Source organism: Paenibacillus germinis (assembly GCF_013141785.1).
In the GTDB taxonomy this organism is placed as follows: Bacteria; Bacillota; Bacilli; order Paenibacillales; family NBRC-103111; genus Paenibacillus_E; species Paenibacillus_E phytorum.
The window spans coordinates 25,211-43,305 of the sequence record NZ_WHOC01000164.1 but is presented as its reverse complement, the minus strand read 5'-3'; the positions used below and the strand labels follow the sequence as shown (position 1 = coordinate 43,305).

Genomic DNA, 18,095 nt, shown 5'->3' with positions numbered 1-18,095 from the left:
TCGTAGTGGTATTGCTACGAGACGCGTTTTCCCATGTGGAAAACACCCAGGAGGATGCGATGAAACGGCCAAATTCCAATGATAATCCTTGGCGGGCAGTAGCGTTAACTAGTGCAATTGGCATAGACCTTGCCGTATGTTTGGCAGCCGGATATTTCTTCGGTGATTGGTTAAGTGGCACACTAGGTGGACAGTTCTGGTTGCTAGGTGGATTTTTACTGGGGCTTGTAACCGGCATCATTAGCATTTACTTCATGATAAAGCAGTACGGAGGGCTATGATGGACGACTTTTCAGCCACTCTGAAAACGGTTCAAAATGTATTTCTTTTCTTTTTATCCTTTTGTTTGGCTGCATGGGCGCTTCTTGTCGATTACCGCATTTACTTTGCCGGCATTATGCTTGGTTCCATTGCAAGTATGATTAATGCAAGGTTTTTGGCCTGGAAGATTAACAAGCTGGCAGCAGCTGCGATAGAGCAGTCAGGGCGCAAGGTAACCCTTGGCTTTCTGACAAGGGCAGCAATCGCTGGGTTTGTCGGTTTGGTTGCCGTCAGGTATCCCGAACATGTTGCACTAACCACGACGATTGTTGGATACTTTTTTGCTCAATTGGCAACACTCGTACTGGGTATTCTTTCTATTAAGAAGTCTAAGAAGTAATTCCACGATGTAACTTCAATGGATGAAAGGGGTGAAAATGGAAAATATGGAACATAAGGTACCAGAGTTTGAGTGGTTAGGCTTTCATTTCGATGCATCAGCACTGATGATGATCGGGATTACCACAGTTATTGTGCTAATTCTTGCAATTGCAGGAGCGAGCCGAGCATCCGTAACAAATCCTTCGAAATTGCAAAACTTCATGGAATGGACCATTGAGTTTGTAGAAGGCATCATTGGAAGCACGATCGGTTCCAAGCATGGCAAAGGGTTTATTGCACTTGGTCTTACGCTCATTATGTACATCTTTATCGGCAACATGCTTGGCCTACCTTTCTCGATCGTGACAGAAGATCATGTATCTTGGTGGAAATCACCAACAGCTGATATCGCAGTAACAGGAGCGTTAACCGTTATCGTTATCGTACTAAGTCACTTCTTAGGGATAACACGTAACACAAAGCATTACTTCGCGCATTATTTTGAATTCAAAGGGGCAATGTTGATCCTTCATTTAATTGAAGTTGTATCCAAGCCACTTACGCTTGCGTTCCGTCTTTACGGTAACATTTATGCAGGTGAAATCATGATATCTGTCATTGTTGGAGCAGGTTGGTTTGGAATTGCGCCTCTCTTCGTATGGCAGGGCTTCAGTGTGTTCGTTGGTGCGATTCAAGCCTTCGTATTCACGATGTTAACCATGGTTTATATCTCGCAAACATTGATTCACGAAGAAAAGCACTAAAGCACTAGACTTACCTCGGGAAGTCTCGAGTCACTTATAAAACAACAAAAACCTAAGAGTTTAAGGGAGGATTTTATCAATGGGAGCAATAGCATTAGTAGCAGCAGGTATCGTATTCGGTTTGGGAGCACTAGGTGCAGGTATTGGTAACGGTTTGATCGTAGGTCGCGCTTTGGAAGGTATTTCCCGTCAACCAGAACTTCGTGGTACGCTTCAAACAACAATGTTTATCGGGGTAGGTCTAGTTGAGGCAATGCCGGTCGTTGCATTGGTTCTTGCGTTCATCTTTATGGGAAAAGCTTAAGAAACCGCTTGGCGTTGATGGCCGTAGTCGCCACCACGCCTTCGTTTTGCCCATGTTATCAGAAGGGAGTGACGTTACTTGCATATTGAATGGTCCACATTTTGGATACAACTTATCGCGTTCTTAATTTTATATTTGTTGCTTTCTAAATTTGCGTTCGGTCCTCTGTTCGGCATGATGGAGAAACGCAGACAATTGGTGAAAGACCAAATTCAAACAGCTGAAACTAGCCGCAAGCAGGCTGAGCAACTGTTGGAGGAACAAAAGCAAGCGCTGCAACAAACTCGCAAGGAAGCTTACGACATCATTGAGCAAGCGAAGCACACAGGCTCCAAGCAAGCTGATGATATTATTCACGCAGCTAGTGCAGAAGCAACTCGTCTGAAAGACGAAGCGCTTAAAGATATCGAAAATGAGAAGAACAAAGCGGTTGCCGCTCTTCGCAGCCAAGTTGGCGCGATGTCCGTTCTGATCGCATCCAAAATTATTGAGAAACAAATCGACGAAAAGTCACAAGAAGAACTTGTTGAGCATTACCTCAAAGAGGTAGGAGGCAACGTATGAGTGACATCGTCGTAGCGAAGCGTTATGCCAAAGCTTTATTCGAAGTAGCGAAGGAAAAGAATATCATTTCCCAAGTTGAAGAAGAGCTTAAATCTGTAGCTAGTGCGATTAGGGATAATGCAGACTTGCAGAAGTTCCTGAACCATCCGAATATCGGGACGACCGTCAAAACGGACCTGCTGAAGCAGATTTTCGAGGGCAATGTTTCCGAACCGGTGTGGAACACGCTGTTGGTCTTGATCGATAAAGGTAGACAATCCATTCTTTCCGCTTTGGTGAGTGATTATGTCAAGGTTGCGAATGAAGCACTCGGGCAAGCGAGCGCAATCGTTTACTCGGCATTCGTATTGTCGGATGCACAGCAAACGGAAATTGCCTCACATTTTAGCAAAGTAACAGGTAAAACGATTCGTGTTTCGTCCGTGGTTGAGCCTAAGCTGCTCGGCGGCGTACAAGTACGTATCGGTGATCGTTTATATGATGGAAGCTTGGCAGGCAAGCTAGATCGCTTGTCCAAAGCATTGGTTTAACACAAGCACTGTAAGAATAGGGGTGAAGTTCGTTGAGTATCAAACCTGAAGAAATCAGCTCATTGATTAAACAACAGATAGCAAACTATAATTCCGATATCCAAGTGGTTGATGTAGGTACAGTCATTCAAGTTGGTGATGGTATCGCTCGTGCTCACGGCTTGGAAAGCGTAATGGCAGGCGAGCTGCTTGAGTTTCCAAGTGGCGTTCTAGGTTACGCGTTTAACTTGGAAGAAAGCAACGTAGGTATCGTTATTCTCGGACCTTACAAAGATATTCGTGAAGGCGACCAAGTTAAACGTACTGGCCGTATCATGGAAATCCCTGTAGGTGATGCACTACTAGGCCGTGTTGTTAACCCATTGGGTCAACCAGTCGATGGTAGAGGTCCTATCGAAACAACTGGATTCCGTCCAATCGAATCCCCAGCTCCAGGCGTTATGGCCCGTAAATCGGTACATGAGCCAATGCAAACAGGGATCAAAGCGATTGACGCGATGGTACCGGTTGGCCGTGGACAACGTGAGTTGATCATCGGTGACCGTCAAACAGGTAAAACAGCGATTGCAATCGATGCAATCATCAACCAAAAAGGCAACGGCGTTAAATGTATCTACGTTGCTATCGGTCAAAAGCAATCCACTGTCGTAGGTGTTGTTGAAACACTTCGTCACGCTGGCGCTTTAGACTACACAATCGTTGTAACAGCTTCTGCTTCTGAGCCTTCACCAATGCTTTGGTTGGCTCCATACGCAGGTTGCGCAATGGGTGAGTACTTCATGTACAAAGGCGAGCACGTGTTGATCGTCTATGATGACTTGTCCAAACAAGCAGCTGCTTACCGTGAGTTGTCCCTCTTGCTTCGTCGTCCACCGGGTCGTGAAGCTTATCCAGGGGATGTTTTCTACTTGCACTCCCGTCTTCTAGAGCGTGCTGCGAAACTGAATGATGAGCTAGGTGGCGGTTCCATGACGGCACTTCCTTTCATTGAGACACAAGCAGGCGATATCTCGGCCTACATTCCTACGAACGTAATTTCGATTACGGACGGACAAATCTTCTTAGAATCCGACTTGTTCTACTCAGGTCAGCGTCCAGCGGTTAACGTTGGTAACTCTGTATCCCGTGTAGGGGGCTCTGCACAAACGAAAGCGATGAAAAAAGTTGCCGGTACACTTCGTGTTGACTTGGCACAATATCGTGAGCTTGCTGCATTTGCTGCATTCGGATCTGACTTGGATAAAGCTACTCAATCGCGTTTGGACCGTGGTGTTCGTACGCTTGAAATTTTGAAACAAGGTGTTCACCAACCGATGTCTTTGGAAAAGCAAGTTGCTTCCCTTTACACGGTTGTTAAAGGGCATGTGGATGATCTTCCTGTTCAAGACGTAACGCGTTTTGAAGGTCAATTCTTGGCTTACTTGGAATCGAACCGTCCAGAAATTCTACACAGCATTCGTGATACGAAGGACATCACTCCGGATAACGATAAAGCGCTAGTAGAAGCAATTGTTCAATTCAAAAAGAGTTTCGCAGCTTCTGAATAAATCATGATGGCAGAGCTTCATGTTGAAGTGGAGCTTTGCCTACCATGTTAATCCTGGGCAGGCTGATCGCCTGAATTCAGGTCTTCGAATGAAGGCTTTTCTAAGCCTCAAAAGAGAGGTGAGCAGGTATGGCAAAAGGAATGCGCGAGATTAAGCGCCAAATCAAGTCCACACAAAACACGAAACAAATTACGAGAGCGATGGAAATGGTCTCTGCAGCGAATTTGAGACGAGCACAACGTTCTGCGGAAGCAGCACGTCCTTACTCCGATAAGTTGAAAGAAGTCGTTCAAAGCATCGCAGCTGGAAGCAAAGGGATCAAACACCCGATGTTACAGTCACGCGAAGTGAAGAAGACAGGCTATTTAGTAATCACCTCGGATCGTGGATTGGCTGGAGGCTACAACGCTAACGTGTTGCGGAAGGTCATGACCGAGATTCGTGAAAACCATAAATCAACAGCTGAATATTCGATTTTTGTAATCGGACGTAAAGGCAGCAACTTCTTTCACAAACGCAACATGCCAATTGTAGAAGAAGTAACAGGCGTTCCGGATTCACCGAAATTCGCGGATATTAAATCTGTAGCTACTGCAGCAGTGAAGAACTTCGAAAACGGAACGTATGACCAGTTGTTCTTGGTATACAACCAATTCAAAAATGCGATTACCCAAATTCCAACCATGATCCGCCTGCTTCCTATGGAAGAAGTAACTGGCGTGGCTGCTGCAAGTTATGAGTATGAGCCATCACCAGAAGGCGTTCTGGAAGTATTGCTGCCTAAATATGCTGAAACGCTTATTTACAGTGCTGTATTGGAAGGTAAAGCAAGTGAGTTTGGTGCGAGAATGACAGCGATGAACTCCGCTACGAAGAACGCAACGAAAATGATCAGCGGCTACACATTAGCCTACAACCGTGCGCGTCAAGCTTCGATTACCCAGGAAATATCGGAAATCGTTGCTGGAGCGAACGCGAACGCATGATATTAAAGCTTCTACGGAAGCAAAGCTTTTCTTAGGAGGGAAACCATGAGCAAAGGGCGCGTTGTAACAATTACAGGGCCAGTCGTCGACATTGAGTTCGAACGCGGACAACTCCCTGAAATTTTGAATGCAATCAAGATTGAAAGAAATGATAATGGCGTACTATCCACAATGACAGTCGAAGCAGCTGTTCACCTTGGTGATAACCTGGTTCGTTGTATTGCAATGTCCTCAACTGACGGACTTGTTCGTGGAGCAGCAGCTGAAGATACAAAAGCTGCAATTACCGTTCCGGTTGGAGCAGCAACACTAGGTCGCGTATTTAACGTATTGGGAGAGCCAATCGATGGTATCGAAGGCGTTGACCGTACATTTACAAGCGGCATTCACAAAGAAGCTCCAGCTTTCGAGAACTTGTCAACAAAAGCAGAGATTCTTGAAACAGGAATTAAAGTTATCGACCTTATGGCTCCTTATGTTAAGGGTGGTAAAATCGGTCTCTTCGGCGGCGCGGGTGTAGGTAAAACCGTAACGATGCAAGAGTTGATCCACAACATTGCACAAGAGCATGGCGGTATCTCCGTTTTCGCAGGCGTTGGAGAGCGTACTCGTGAAGGTAATGACCTTTACCACGAGATGAAAGACTCCGGCGTTATCGCAAAAACAGCGATGGTATTCGGTCAAATGAACGAGCCTCCAGGCGCGCGTCTTCGCGTAGCTTTGTCCGGTTTGACAATGGCTGAGTATTTCCGTGATGAAGAAGGCAAAGACGTTCTTCTTTTCATCGATAACATTTTCCGCTTTACTCAAGCAGGTTCTGAGGTTTCCGCATTGCTGGGCCGTATGCCATCAGCAGTAGGTTATCAACCAACTCTGGCAACAGAGATGGGTCAACTGCAAGAGCGTATTACGTCCACGAAAAAAGGTTCCGTTACTTCCATTCAAGCGATTTACGTTCCTGCCGATGACTATACGGATCCGGCTCCAGCAACGGCTTTCGCTCACTTGGACGCAACAACGAACTTGGAGCGTAGTATTGCTGCAGCAGGTATTTTCCCTGCGGTAGATCCACTTGCTTCCTCTTCCCGTATCTTGACGCCAGAAATACTTGGCGAAGATCACTATAAAACAGCACAAGGTGTTAAACGAATTCTTCAACGTTACAAAGAGCTTCTGGATATTATCGCAATCTTGGGTATGGATGAGTTATCCGATGAGGATAAATTGACTGTACAACGTGCGCGTCGTCTCCGCTTGTTCTTGTCTCAGCCGCTTCACGTAGCTGAGCCGTTCAACGGTTTCCCAGGTCTTTATGTACCATTGAAAGAAACTGTGCGTAGCTTCAAAGAAATCCTTGAAGGTAAGCACGACAACCTTCCTGAAGTAGCTTTCCACAACGTGGGAACGATCGAGGACGCTATCGAGAAAGCAAAAACACTGTAAGCTTGGCATCTGCCAAGGACGGTTTTTGCTAAACTCTAAGGAAGGAGAATCCAAGTGAGTACATTCCTACTGGAAATTGTTACACCGGAGCGCAAAGTGTACGCTGAACAAGTGAACATGGTTAGCGTGAAGGGTGCTGAAGGGGAGCTTGGAATTCTGCCTAATCACATTCCATTGGTCACTCCACTTAGAATTGCACCGATTACTGTGAAGAAAACGGGCTCTAAAGACGAAGTCATCGCAGTGAACGGCGGTTTCATGGAAGTGCGCAAGGATAAGGTGGTTATTTTGGCGGAAAGCGCCGAGCTACCTGAACAAATTGATATTGATCGTGCGAAAGCAGCGAAAGAACGTGCGGAGAAACGTCTTGTTGAAACAAAGCAAGATAACGTTGACTTCAAACGTGCGGAAGCCGCTCTTCAAAGAGCATTAAATCGTATCAGTGTGTCCGGGAAATAATAGATGTTTGATGAAAAGCGGGGGAACTTTGGTTCCTCCGCTTTTTTTCGAATAGGAAGATTAATAAAAGATAAATATGGAAAATCTACTCACTAGGAATGAAAAGTGTGGTTTGGAATTAGTCATCGACGCCCAAAAGGCTTTTTGTTATAATATTGTAGGTGAATATTACCAAAACTAGTAGCACGCATAAGAAAAGCAAATACGAATGGAGGCGGTTACATTCACATGATGTATACAAATAACTATGTAATCGTAGCGATTTTTCTAGGGTTAGGTATTCTTCTCCCTATGGTAGCGCTAACGGTAGGCAAATGGTTAAGACCGAGTAAACCCGTCGATGAGAAGTATACGACGTATGAGAGTGGTAATGAGCCAGTTGGTGAGGGACAAATCCGGTTTAACATTCGTTATTATTTATTTGCTTTGATGTTTGTCATCTTTGATGTGGAAACCGTGTTCCTGTATCCGTGGGCTGTTGCTTTTAATCAGCTCGGACTTTTTGCCTTAGTGGAAATGTGTATTTTTATAGCCTTGCTTGCCATTGGATTAATATACGCTTGGAAGAAGAAGGTGCTGCAATGGACTTCAGTCTAGAGTCGATATCTCCCGAAGAGCGGGAAGAATTAAACCGTAATGTCTTTATGACGACACTGGAGCAAGTGAAAGCTTGGGCTCGCAGTAATTCGCTTTGGCCGTTAACTTTTGGTCTGGCTTGTTGTGCCATCGAAATGATGGGTACCGGCGGATCTCACTATGATTTAGACCGTTTCGGAGTCATCTTCCGTACGTCTCCAAGACAATCTGATGTCATGATTGTGGCGGGGACAGTAACGAAGAAAATGGCTCCTTTGCTGCGCCGTCTTTACGAACAAATGCCTGAACCAAAATGGGTCATTGCGATGGGGTCCTGCGCTACGGCAGGTGGACCTTATGTGAAGTCGTACTCCGTTGTTAAGGGAGTTGACCAAATTGTTCCGGTTGATGTTTATATTCCGGGTTGTCCGCCGAACCCGGCTGCACTCATTTATGGGATAAACAAGCTTCAGGAGAAGATTCGCTATGAAGCGAAGACTGGGAAGCAGGTGACCAATCGATGAGTGATGAGAAGAAGCCGGAGGAGAAGGTAGTCCCGTCTCCAACTGCTGATGGTAAGATAGTGAATGAATCGCCGTTGGAGGAAGCCATCGCTGAAGTTGGCGAGCTTACGCCAGAGGCGCGCGCTAGTAAGACACCGCTTAGTGCGGACGTGCAAGCTGCGGTTGATCGCGCGGCGGAGAAGCAGGCCGCTGACCCTGCTGCGCAGACGACGAGCGAGCCGAGCGACGCGCCTGCGGCTGAGCTTGCGGAGCGAGCTGCAGGCAGCGGCGACGCGGGCGCAGCAAAGGGCAGCGATGCAGCTGTGAGCGCTAACGCGCCAGCTGCGAGTGACGCGGCAGCGGAGCGTGCCGCGGCGAGAGCTGCCCGCCAAGCTGCGCGGGCGGCCGCTGAGCCGACGGGCGAGCCCACGTCGGCTGCAGCAGCGTCATCAGCGTCTGCGGACGCTGGGGACGAAGAGAAGGCGGCCAAAGCTCAGGCCGCCGCAGAAGCTCGCGCTGCGCGAGCAAGCGCACGCGGGGCGAAGACCGAGTCGGCGGAGCCTGAAGCGCCGAAGGAGCCTTCACCGAACCAGCCGCTGCTTGATCGGCTGGTCGCGATCTTGAAAGCCGACGTTGGCGAAGACGCCGTCGTCGACGCATTCATCAACGAAAGGGACGCGCATCGCCCTTACGTGGTCATACACAGCTCACGCTGGCTGCAGGCCGCGCTGACGCTCAGAGATCATGAGGAGCTTCGCTGCAACTACTTGCGCAATCTCTCGGGCGTGGACCAAGAGACGCACCTAGAGGTGGCGTATCATCTGCTATCCCTAACACATAAGAATGAGTATTGTGTGAAAGTGAAAACAGATCGAGAGCAGCCAAGCATTCCTTCTGTGGCTCCAGTATGGGCTACCGCGGATTGGAATGAGCGGGAAGTGTATGACCTACTGGGTATCGATTTCCCAGGTCACCCTAACTTAGTAAGAATCATGATGCCTGACGATTGGGTCGGCCATCCACTGCGCAAAGATTACGAACCGCTTGACCCGGAGGTGTAGCTCGTGTTACGGACAGAAGAACTCCTGTTAAACGTTGGTCCTCAGCATCCTAGTACGCACGGGGTTTTCCGCGTGATCGTGAAGCTGGATGGAGAAGTTATTAAAGAAGCAATACCCGTGATGGGCTATCTACATAGAGGAACAGAGAAATTAGCTGAGAACCTTAGCTATACACAAATTATTCCTTACACAGACCGTATGGATTACGTATCGGCGATGACAACCAACTACGTGCTTGTGAATGCCGTAGAGAAAATGATGCAGCTTGAAGTACCAGAACGAGCGGAGTTCCTTCGCTTAATCGTAATGGAGCTTCAACGTATCGCCTCTCACATGGTGTGGTGGGGAACCTATTTGCTGGACATTGGTGCCATGAGCCCGTTCTTATATGCGTTCCGTGATCGGGAAATTATCATTGATCTGTTCAATGAATTATGCGGCGCTCGTCTAACCTACAACTACATGCGTGTAGGCGGGGTGAAGTGGGACGCTCCAGAGGGTTGGATCGATAAAGTTAAGAAATTTATTCCTTATATGTACGGTAAATTGGAAGAGTATCACACGTTAGTAACGGGGAATGAAATCTTTCTATCCCGTATCAAGGGTGTAGGCAAGTATGATGCAGAGACAGCCATTGCGTATGGCCTTAGCGGAGCTAACTTAAGATGTACGGGTGTAGACTGGGATATCCGCAAAACGCAGCCGTACAGCCTGTACAGCCGCTTCCAGTTCGACGTACCTGTTCGCACCGGCGGTGACTGCTATGATCGTTACTTGCTTCGTATGGAGGAAGTCAAGCAATCGCTACGTATCCTAGAGCAAGCCGTGGAACAGTTTCCTGAGCAAGGCGAAACCATGGGCAAAGTGCCTAGAGTCATTCGTCCTCCAGAAGGGGAAGTTTATTCGGCTATTGAGTCTCCGCGCGGGGAAATTGGCTGCTATATTATATCGAGGGGCAAAGCAGAGCCTTTCCGTCTGAAATTCCGCAGACCCTCCTTCGTGAATCTGCAAATTTTGCCCAAGCTGCTGGTCGGTGAGTCGATGACCAACTTGATTACGATTCTAGGCGGCATCGATATTGTCGTTGGGGAGGTGGATGCCTAATGGTGAATTTACTGGAGGAGAGTCTAACTTGGACGAACTTCTTCGTTTTCTTTTTCTGGGGTGTCGTCATGCTGATGCTCGTTCTGGGCTTCGTAACCTATGCGATCTACTTCGAGCGTAAAGTTATCGGCTGGATGCAGATGCGGATCGGTCCAAACCGAACGGGGCCTTTCGGGCTTCTGCAAAGTGTTGCGGACGTCTTCAAGCTTCTAATCAAAGAGGATACGATTCCTAAAAAAGCAGAGCGCGAGCTTTTCATTCTGGCGCCTATCATTACATTTATCCCTTCGTTCACGATTATTGCGACGATTCCATTTTCGGATCGGTTGTTTAATGCCAATTTGAATGTCGGTCTGCTCTTTTATGTAGCCTTAACGGGGATTTCTACGATTGGTATTATCCTCGGCGGTTGGGCATCGAATAACAAATATGCGCTGCTAGGCGGTATGCGTTCCGCGGCTCAAATGATTAGTTATGAGGTACCGCTCGTCATTTCAGTTATCGGTGTCATCATGATGACAGGTAGTCTAAATCTACATACGATTGTTGATCATCAGACAGGTGGTTTCTGGCATTGGAATTTTATTCCCCAGATTCTAGGCTTTATCATTTTCGTTATAGCCGGTGTCTCGGAGCTCAATCGAACGCCGTTTGACTTGCCGGAAGCGGAGTCTGAGCTAGTTGCTGGTTATCATGTGGAATATAGTGGTTTCCGCTTCGCTTTTTTCATGCTATCGGAGTATGTTTACGTGTTCGTCATTGCTTCCCTTACGAGCTTGATTTTCCTGGGTGGATGGCACTCGCCGTTCCCATTCCTTGATTTCATTCCGGGTATTATCTGGTTCCTGTTGAAATTCTCTTCGGTTGTGTTCTTCCTATTCTGGCTGCGCGCGACGCTGCCTCGGGTACGGGTAGACCAACTCATGGGATTCGGTTGGAAAGTGCTGCTTCCACTGGCACTGGCTAATATGCTGATTACGGCGATCATAATGACCATCACATAGCAACATTAAAGCAAGCTTACGATGCAAGTTTCCTACGGAAACTCTAAGGAGGGAAACGAATGAAGGGCATAATGAAAGGTTTAGGCGTAACGTTTAAAAGTATGACGCAGAAAAAAATAACGTACGCATACCCTGACGTCCCGATTAAAATGCCGGACCGCTTTCGCGGTATTCAATATTTTGATCCAGAGAAATGCATTGTGTGTAATCAATGTGCACGCGTTTGTCCGACGGAGTGTATCACCCTAACAGGTAAAGCGAATCCAGACCCGGAGAAAAAGGGTAAGGTTATCGATACGTACGATATTAACTTCGAGATTTGTATTCTTTGTGATCTCTGCACTGAGGTTTGTCCGACAGAAGCAATCGTCATGACGAACAATTTTGAGCTGAGTACCTACAGTCGTGATGATCTGTTCAAAAATATGCAGTGGTTAAGCGAGAACACGCAAAATATCCGTCAAGAGAACAACTCAGCCTTGCCAAAAGGGGGGGCCAAGAAAGATGTTTAGCGGAATTGGTGATTTCTTATCCAACGGTTCAAGCTGGGCTTTCTTCGTCTTCGCTCTTCTTGCAATTGGCGGAGCCATCTTCATGATTTCTTTTACCAAAGTCGTTCACATGGTCGTTGCCGTTGCTCTTACATTCATTAGTTTGGCGGGGCTATATGTCATTTTGGAGGCTGAGTTTGTAGCTTTCGTGCAGGTCTTGATCTACGCAGGAGCAATCTCGATTCTGATGATTTTCGGTATTATGATGACGAGGCACAGACAAGGGGAAGAAGAGGAGCCCAAGCGTCCTTGGCATGAAGGCCTAGCGATTATTGGTGCTTTGGGATTGTTCGGAGTGTTATTTTATGCTATTCAAAAAACGACCTTCGTCGCTTCGGGTACCCTGGATGCTGGCAAGGATAACACACTAGAAATCGGAAAGCTGCTCTATAACGAGCACGTTATTCCTTTCGAAATTATGTCGGTGCTGCTGACGGTAGCCTTTATCGGTGCCATCGTGGTCGCGAAGAGAGAGGAGGATTAGCTGTGGGCAATATTATTACTCCCTATCTCACGCTGGCGGCAATCCTGTTCTGCATCGGTTTATATGGTGCGTTAACGAAGAAGAACGGGGTTATCGTCCTGCTTTCGATTGAGCTTATGCTGAATGCGGTAAACTTGAATTTGATTGCCTTTTCGAAGCTTGGTGACCATCCGGCTCTTACCGGACAGATTTTCTCGCTTTTCAACATCACCATAGCAGCTGCTGAGGCGGCTGTCGGTATCGCGATCCTAATTACCATTTACAGAAATAAAGGGACAGTAGAAGTTACGGATTTGGATTCTATGAAGCGCTAGGAGGCTAACAAGGATATGGTATCGGACTATTCACAGTACGCCTGGCTCATTCCGTTGTTTCCGCTGCTTGCTTTTCTAGCGCTTACGGCTATGGGACGTCAATTAAAAGATTTAGGTATTTACATCAGTATTTTCGCGATGTTGGCATCATTTATCGTGGCTTTGCTGATTTTCGTTGAGCGAATTGGCGGCAAAGTGGAAGATTACACGTGGAATAAGCTGCATTGGCTGCAAGTTGGCGATTTCACGCTGAATATGGGCTTTGAGGTTAACAATCTGAACGCCTTGATGCTCGTGATTGTAACACTGGTGTCTTTGCTGGTGAACATTTATTCCAAAGGTTATATGAAAGGCGACGAGCGAATTCATGTGTTTTTTGGCTACATCGCTTTGTTCTCCTTCTCCATGCTTGGCCTTGTCATCTCAGAAAATATGCTGGAGCTGTACATCTTCTGGGAGCTTGTAGGAGTATGTTCCTTCCTGCTCGTCGGATTCTGGTACTTCAAGCCAGAGGCGAAGGCTGCTGCGAAAAAGGCATTCATCGTTACCCGCATAGGGGACGTGGGCCTGTTTATTGCCATTCTGCTGCTGTTCTGGTATATGCCAGGGCATGCACTTGACTTCACATCTATTCATAATGCTTTTACTACGGGCAAAATCGACCCAACGATCATCACATGGATTGCTATTCTGATCTTCATCGGCGCGATGGGCAAGTCTGGTCAATTTCCGCTGCATACGTGGCTGCCAGATGCCATGGAAGGTCCGACGCCGATCAGTGCGCTAATCCACGCTGCAACGATGGTTGCCGCTGGGGTGTACCTAGTTGCGCGTACCTTTGATATTTTCCACGCATCACCGGATGCTTTGCTTGTTGTAGCTTATGTGGGTGGTTTCACAGCGATCTTTGCGGCAACGATTGGTATTGCTCAGAACGATATCAAACGCATTCTCGCCTACTCGACCGTGAGTCAACTCGGCTATATGATGATGGCGCTCGGGATTGGTGTTTCCTACACGTCTGGTATGTTCCATTTGTTCACGCACGCCTTCTTCAAAGCGCTGCTCTTCTTAGGCGCAGGCAGTGTGATTCACGCTGTACATACGCAAGACATTAACGAAATGGGCGGTTTATCCCGCAAAATGAAAATCACGACCTGGACATTCGCGATAGGCACGCTGGCACTGTCAGGTATTTTCCCTTTCGCGGGGTTCTGGTCGAAGGATATGATCCTGACGGAAGCATACGAGCATAACCAGCTCTTGTTCTGGGTCGGTGTCATTGCTGCCTTCTTCACCGCGTTCTATATGTCGCGTTTGTTCTTCCTCGTGTTTATGGGATCGCCTAGAGGCAAAGCAAAGACAACTGATGACAATCACGACGATCATGGTCATGCAGCGCATACCGCTCATGAACCCCATGAATCTCCGGCAACAATGACCACGCCATTGATTATTCTTGCTGTGCTTGCGGTTGTTGCGGGCTTTGTGAATACGCCGTTTAACGAATGGCTCAGTCAGTGGTTGACAGGACATGATCATGATGAGAAAGCCAATTGGACTGTCATTATTTTGTCCACACTGGCTGGTGTGCTGGGAATTGGGCTCGGTTACTTGATCTACCTTAAACGTACGATTCCGCGCGATGTGGTTTCCAGTAAAATGCCTTGGCTGTATACGCTGCTGAATCGTAAATATTTCATTGATGAAATTTATGAGGGTGTCATTGTAAAACCGCTTCGCGGTTTAGGCTGGATACTCGAACTGTTTGATGTGTATATCGTTGACGGTATTGTGCGTTTGGTCGCCTTTACTGTGGTCGGACTAGGGCGATTAGGCTCTCGTCTCCAAAATGGTCAACTACAAACCTATGGTGTCATCATGATTTTGGGGATGCTGATTCTGGTACTCGCCATCGCAGGAAGGAGGTTCATCCATGCTGGCTAGTATACCCATCCTAAGTATGATTGCCTTCTCGCCTCTGCTTGGCGTTCTGGTCTTGCTCTTCATCCGTGGTGATCAAGGCCGTTTGATTAAAACAATTGGTATTGTCACGACACTGATCCCGCTTATTTTGGCGGCGTGGTTGTATAGTGATTACAATTATCAGGGTGATCCGATACAGTATAAAGAACAGCTGGATTGGATCAAAGTTCCGCTTAACCATGAGGGAATTCAGCAAATTACTTCGTATTTCTTCGAGTTTAAGTATTCGTTGGCGGTTGACGGCATCTCCTTGCCGCTCGTGTTTCTAACCGCACTTGTATCGTCAATGGCTGCTTTAGCCTCGGTGTATATTAAGAAACGCTGGAAAACGTACTACATTCTTTTCTTGCTGCTCGAAACCGGCATGTTCGGAGTTTTCTTATCACAGGATCTATTCTTGTTCTTCTTGTTCTTCGAAATTACACTCGTACCGATGTTCTTCTTAATTGGTATTTGGGGGTATATGAATCGGGAGCAAGCTGCCAATCGCTTCCTGCTTTACAATGGACTTGGCTCGGCGATCATGTTGATCGCGTTCTTAATTCTAGTCAGTACGGCTGGATTCAACCAGGTGCCTTCGCAGACAGAAGCTGTCATTTACTACAGCGGTGACATTCATACGATTGCACATAATTTGCTGCAAGATCCCGCCGCTTATGTCAATCAAGAAGGAACGCCGTTCTTCCTTAGCAAGGCCATGAAGTGGACCGTGTTCATTATGCTGCTGGTCGCTTTCGGCATTAAGCTGCCGATCTTCCCGTTCCATACATGGATGCTCAAAGTACATACAGAGGCTCCGCCTGCTGTTGTTATGATTCACTCCGGGATTTTGCTGAAAATGGGGGCCTACGGCCTCATCCGATTCGGCATTCTGTTCTTCCCGGGGGAAGCCAAGCAGTGGGCCTGGATGCTGGCGCTCCTCGGCGTCATCAACATCGTGTACGGCGCGATTCTCGCCATGGTACAAAAGGACTTCAAGCTCGTGCTGGCCTACTCGAGTATTAGCCACATGGGCATCGTCCTGCTCGGTCTCGCCGCGTTCAACGTGTCGGGCCTGCAGGGCGCCGTGTTCCAACTGATCTCACACGGCCTCATCTCGGCCCTGATGTTCTTGCTCGTAGGCAGTATCTACGAGCGGACCCAAACGACGCAGCTCGACCAATTAGGTGGTCTCGCGTCGTCCATACCTTTCATCAGCGGCATTCTGCTGGTCGCTGGTATGGCATCGCTCGGATTGCCGGGCTTATCCGGCTTCATCAGTGAATTCCTTGCGTTTCTCGGACTCTTCGAAACGCACCGAGTGTACGCGATTGTTGGTACACTTGGGATCATTTTCACCGCGGTTTACGTGCTGCGCGGGGTTCTGAACATCACGTTCGGCCCTAAACAGCCGAACCTACAGCTGCAAGGCATGCGCGACGCCAGATTAATCGAGGCCGTGCCGATGATTACATTGGTGGCGTTCATTCTCTTGCTCGGTGTATACCCAAGCGTGCTGAGTCAGCCGCTTCAGCAAACGATAGGCAGCTTGGATCAATTGATCCACAGCGTAGCCGGGAAGATAGGAGGTTAGACCGGTGGAACAGATAAGACTCCATGTCGCTGATTTAGTGCATCTGCTCCCTGAGCTTTCGCTGGTTGCCACCGCGATCATCCTATCTCTCTTGGATTTGGTCCTCCCTAATAGGCTTAGTCGCTCGATAATTGGATGGCTGACGTTGGTTGGCATTGCTATTTCTGCGATATTCGTTGTTCTGCAGTTGAATCCAGAAGAGGCTATTGGGCTGCTCAATAATAGCTACAGAGTGGATGACTTCTCGAATCTACTCAAATTGTTCACTTTAGCAGGTACGGGCTTCGTTGTCTTAATGAGCTTAGGCTTCATCAAAGAAGATGCCATTCCACATGTCGGGGAGTATTACTACTTCTATCTGCCTGCCGCGCTCGGCGCCATGATTATGTCATCCTCGGGTGACCTTATCACGTTGTACGTTGGGTTGGAGCTGTTGAGTATTACTTCGTACTTGCTCGTTGCTATGAAGAAGAAAGATAACAAATCTAACGAGGGTGCCTTCAAGTATTTGGTCATGGGCGGTATTTCATCCGCAATCATCTTGTATGGCATGTCTTTCCTATACGGGATGGTCGGTTCCAGCAATTTATCGCAGATTGGCGCTGCTCTTCCATCACTCGTAACTGCTTACGAGCCTCTGCTTTATGTAGCATTCTTCATGCTGTTAGCTGGCTTCGGTTTCAAAATCGCTGCTGCCCCGTTCCACAGCTGGGCACCGGATGTGTACCAAGGCGCACCGACGCCTGTGACGGCATTTTTGGCTGTCGTGTCCAAGGGAGCCGGCTTTGCCATCCTATTCCGCGTATTCTACGTGCTGTTTGGATTTAGCAGCTTTGAAGACAGCAGTTTTCAATCGGACGTGTTCCTGGCCATATCGGTGATGGCTGCCATCGCGATGGTAACCGGTAATTTTATTGCGCTGAAGCAAACGAATATGAAAAGGCTTTTGGCCTACTCAGGTATTGCCAATGCAGGTTACTTGCTCGTTCCGATCGGAACTTACTTTTCCGGTACCCATTACGCGAACTTCTCTGAATTTATTTTCTATCTGATCGCGTACTTGTTTATGAACATCGGAGCTTTCGCTGTGCTGATGATTATTGAGCAGGCAGAAGGCCATACCGAGGCGAAAGGTTTCGCTGGTCTCTATTACAGGGCCCCAATAACAGCCGTAGCCATGGTGCTCATCGTGCTTTCATTGGCCGGTATTCCTTTGTCTGGCGGGTTTTTCGGGAAGCTCTACATCATCCTGGGAACGATGCAGACCCAGCACTATTGGCTAGGGTCACTGATGATCGCTACTAGCGTCGTATCCTTCTACTACTATTTCGGCATCGTACGCCAAATGTTTATGCGCAGCGATTACGAGCCTGTCGAGATTAAGGTGTCGATTCCGTTAGGGATAACGGTTTGGTCATGTGCTCTCATCAGCGTGGCGTTGGGCGTTGTTCCACACCTTGTGCTGAAAGGCATCGAAGCCATTTTCACCTTGACGAAGGATTTTCTGATTATGTAAATTTATGAATAAGCCTTTCCCTGCTTAAGATGTGGGGGAAGGCTTTTTTGTGTTATCATTTATCGCTTTTACAGCAAATTATTCCAAACGCTTCACGACCTGTCATTTCGATGTACAATATACAGGAGAATGATTGACTGCCATCCCATACATACATGCAAAAATATTTGCTCAAGTTCTGAAC

The 18,095-nt window shown here is 47.6% G+C and carries 21 protein-coding genes; all 21 read left to right on the top strand.

Features of this window, described 5'->3' with window-relative positions; genetic code table 11:
* The first annotated feature begins 59 nt into the window (after nt 1–59).
* The 21 genes from GC102_RS31950 (at nt 60) to GC102_RS31850 (ending at nt 17,911) form a co-directional block, all read left to right on the top strand.
* The gene (locus GC102_RS31950; protein WP_171693081.1) at nt 60–281 is read left to right on the top strand and encodes an AtpZ/AtpI family protein; all 222 of its coding nucleotides are present in this window, start codon (nt 60–62) and stop codon (nt 279–281) included.
* Nucleotides 281–661, top strand: a complete 381-nt coding sequence (locus GC102_RS31945; RefSeq protein ID WP_171642835.1) for an ATP synthase subunit I — start codon at nt 281–283, stop codon at nt 659–661. The genes GC102_RS31950 and GC102_RS31945 overlap by 1 nt, the downstream gene beginning before the upstream one ends.
* A 46-nt stretch (nt 662–707) precedes the next feature.
* Nucleotides 708–1,406: a F0F1 ATP synthase subunit A gene (atpB, locus tag GC102_RS31940; protein WP_171642834.1), complete on the top strand. Its 699-nt coding sequence runs from the start codon at nt 708–710 to the stop codon at nt 1,404–1,406.
* Nucleotides 1,407–1,485: 79 nt separating this feature from the next.
* A complete protein-coding gene (gene atpE / locus GC102_RS31935; protein WP_028556930.1) occupies nt 1,486–1,710 on the top strand; it encodes a F0F1 ATP synthase subunit C in 225 nt (74 codons plus the stop codon).
* A gap of 78 nt (nt 1,711–1,788) precedes the next feature.
* Nucleotides 1,789–2,274, top strand: coding sequence for a F0F1 ATP synthase subunit B (atpF, locus tag GC102_RS31930; protein ID WP_171693080.1), 486 nt, complete (start codon nt 1,789–1,791; stop codon nt 2,272–2,274).
* A complete protein-coding gene (locus GC102_RS31925; protein ID WP_171693079.1) occupies nt 2,271–2,804 on the top strand; it encodes a F0F1 ATP synthase subunit delta in 534 nt (177 codons plus the stop codon). Before atpF ends, GC102_RS31925 begins: the two co-directional genes overlap by 4 nt.
* A 32-nt stretch (nt 2,805–2,836) precedes the next feature.
* Nucleotides 2,837–4,351 carry a F0F1 ATP synthase subunit alpha gene (gene atpA / locus GC102_RS31920; RefSeq protein WP_171693078.1) on the top strand — a complete coding sequence of 505 codons (1,515 nt, stop codon included), beginning with the start codon at nt 2,837–2,839 and terminating at the stop codon, nt 4,349–4,351.
* 128 nt (nt 4,352–4,479) lie between these two features.
* Nucleotides 4,480–5,337 carry an ATP synthase F1 subunit gamma gene (gene atpG / locus GC102_RS31915; RefSeq protein WP_171693077.1) on the top strand — a complete coding sequence of 286 codons (858 nt, stop codon included), beginning with the start codon at nt 4,480–4,482 and terminating at the stop codon, nt 5,335–5,337.
* Nucleotides 5,338–5,382: 45 nt separating this feature from the next.
* Nucleotides 5,383–6,780: a F0F1 ATP synthase subunit beta gene (gene atpD, locus GC102_RS31910; RefSeq protein ID WP_171693076.1), complete on the top strand. Its 1,398-nt coding sequence runs from the start codon at nt 5,383–5,385 to the stop codon at nt 6,778–6,780.
* 54 nt (nt 6,781–6,834) lie between these two features.
* Nucleotides 6,835–7,239, top strand: coding sequence for a F0F1 ATP synthase subunit epsilon (locus GC102_RS31905; RefSeq protein WP_171693075.1), 405 nt, complete (start codon nt 6,835–6,837; stop codon nt 7,237–7,239).
* A 231-nt stretch (nt 7,240–7,470) separates the two neighbouring features.
* On the top strand, nt 7,471–7,836 hold the full coding sequence (locus GC102_RS31900) for an NADH-quinone oxidoreductase subunit A (protein WP_171693103.1): 366 nt from the start codon (nt 7,471–7,473) through the stop codon (nt 7,834–7,836).
* Nucleotides 7,821–8,339 carry a NuoB/complex I 20 kDa subunit family protein gene (locus tag GC102_RS31895; protein WP_029195655.1) on the top strand — a complete coding sequence of 173 codons (519 nt, stop codon included), beginning with the start codon at nt 7,821–7,823 and terminating at the stop codon, nt 8,337–8,339. Before GC102_RS31900 ends, GC102_RS31895 begins: the two co-directional genes overlap by 16 nt.
* Nucleotides 8,336–9,379 carry an NADH-quinone oxidoreductase subunit C gene (locus tag GC102_RS31890; protein WP_171693074.1) on the top strand — a complete coding sequence of 348 codons (1,044 nt, stop codon included), beginning with the start codon at nt 8,336–8,338 and terminating at the stop codon, nt 9,377–9,379. Before GC102_RS31895 ends, GC102_RS31890 begins: the two co-directional genes overlap by 4 nt.
* Before the next feature lie 3 nt (nt 9,380–9,382).
* Nucleotides 9,383–10,483, top strand: a complete 1,101-nt coding sequence (locus GC102_RS31885; RefSeq protein ID WP_171693073.1) for an NADH-quinone oxidoreductase subunit D — start codon at nt 9,383–9,385, stop codon at nt 10,481–10,483.
* Entirely contained in the window at nt 10,483–11,487 is a 1,005-nt protein-coding gene (gene nuoH, locus GC102_RS31880) for an NADH-quinone oxidoreductase subunit NuoH (RefSeq protein ID WP_171693072.1), read from the top strand. The genes GC102_RS31885 and nuoH overlap by 1 nt, the downstream gene beginning before the upstream one ends.
* A 59-nt stretch (nt 11,488–11,546) precedes the next feature.
* The gene (gene nuoI / locus GC102_RS31875; RefSeq protein WP_029195651.1) at nt 11,547–11,999 is read left to right on the top strand and encodes an NADH-quinone oxidoreductase subunit NuoI; all 453 of its coding nucleotides are present in this window, start codon (nt 11,547–11,549) and stop codon (nt 11,997–11,999) included.
* Nucleotides 11,992–12,522, top strand: a complete 531-nt coding sequence (locus GC102_RS31870; RefSeq protein ID WP_029195650.1) for an NADH-quinone oxidoreductase subunit J — start codon at nt 11,992–11,994, stop codon at nt 12,520–12,522. Before nuoI ends, GC102_RS31870 begins: the two co-directional genes overlap by 8 nt.
* A 2-nt stretch (nt 12,523–12,524) precedes the next feature.
* Entirely contained in the window at nt 12,525–12,836 is a 312-nt protein-coding gene (nuoK, locus tag GC102_RS31865; RefSeq protein ID WP_029195649.1) for an NADH-quinone oxidoreductase subunit NuoK, read from the top strand.
* Between the two features lie 15 nt (nt 12,837–12,851).
* Entirely contained in the window at nt 12,852–14,783 is a 1,932-nt protein-coding gene (gene nuoL, locus GC102_RS31860) for an NADH-quinone oxidoreductase subunit L (RefSeq protein WP_171693071.1), read from the top strand.
* The gene (locus GC102_RS31855; protein WP_171693070.1) at nt 14,773–16,395 is read left to right on the top strand and encodes a complex I subunit 4 family protein; all 1,623 of its coding nucleotides are present in this window, start codon (nt 14,773–14,775) and stop codon (nt 16,393–16,395) included. Before nuoL ends, GC102_RS31855 begins: the two co-directional genes overlap by 11 nt.
* 4 nt (nt 16,396–16,399) lie before the next feature.
* Nucleotides 16,400–17,911 carry an NADH-quinone oxidoreductase subunit N gene (locus GC102_RS31850; protein WP_171693069.1) on the top strand — a complete coding sequence of 504 codons (1,512 nt, stop codon included), beginning with the start codon at nt 16,400–16,402 and terminating at the stop codon, nt 17,909–17,911.
* The last annotated feature ends 184 nt before the right edge of the window (nt 17,912–18,095 follow it).

Bases quoted from the DNA above. Each gene is read 5' to 3' on its own strand.
- GC102_RS31870 (WP_029195650.1), top strand. From the start codon at position 11,992: ATGTTTAGCGGAATTGGTGATTTCTTATCCAACGGTTCAAGCTGGGCT.
- GC102_RS31945 (WP_171642835.1), top strand. From the start codon at position 281: ATGGACGACTTTTCAGCCACTCTGAAAACGGTTCAAAATGTATTTCTT.
- atpE (WP_028556930.1), top strand. From the start codon at position 1,486: ATGGGAGCAATAGCATTAGTAGCAGCAGGTATCGTATTCGGTTTGGGA.
- GC102_RS31925 (WP_171693079.1), top strand. From the start codon at position 2,271: ATGAGTGACATCGTCGTAGCGAAGCGTTATGCCAAAGCTTTATTCGAA.
- GC102_RS31895 (WP_029195655.1), top strand. From the start codon at position 7,821: ATGGACTTCAGTCTAGAGTCGATATCTCCCGAAGAGCGGGAAGAATTA.
- atpB (WP_171642834.1), top strand. From the start codon at position 708: ATGGAACATAAGGTACCAGAGTTTGAGTGGTTAGGCTTTCATTTCGAT.
- GC102_RS31855 (WP_171693070.1), top strand. From the start codon at position 14,773: ATGCTGGCTAGTATACCCATCCTAAGTATGATTGCCTTCTCGCCTCTG.
- atpG (WP_171693077.1), top strand. From the start codon at position 4,480: ATGGCAAAAGGAATGCGCGAGATTAAGCGCCAAATCAAGTCCACACAA.
- GC102_RS31950 (WP_171693081.1), top strand. From the start codon at position 60: ATGAAACGGCCAAATTCCAATGATAATCCTTGGCGGGCAGTAGCGTTA.
- nuoI (WP_029195651.1), top strand. From the start codon at position 11,547: ATGAAGGGCATAATGAAAGGTTTAGGCGTAACGTTTAAAAGTATGACG.
- nuoH (WP_171693072.1), top strand. From the start codon at position 10,483: ATGGTGAATTTACTGGAGGAGAGTCTAACTTGGACGAACTTCTTCGTT.
- atpD (WP_171693076.1), top strand. From the start codon at position 5,383: ATGAGCAAAGGGCGCGTTGTAACAATTACAGGGCCAGTCGTCGACATT.
- GC102_RS31900 (WP_171693103.1), top strand. From the start codon at position 7,471: ATGTATACAAATAACTATGTAATCGTAGCGATTTTTCTAGGGTTAGGT.
- nuoL (WP_171693071.1), top strand. From the start codon at position 12,852: ATGGTATCGGACTATTCACAGTACGCCTGGCTCATTCCGTTGTTTCCG.
- GC102_RS31890 (WP_171693074.1), top strand. From the start codon at position 8,336: ATGAGTGATGAGAAGAAGCCGGAGGAGAAGGTAGTCCCGTCTCCAACT.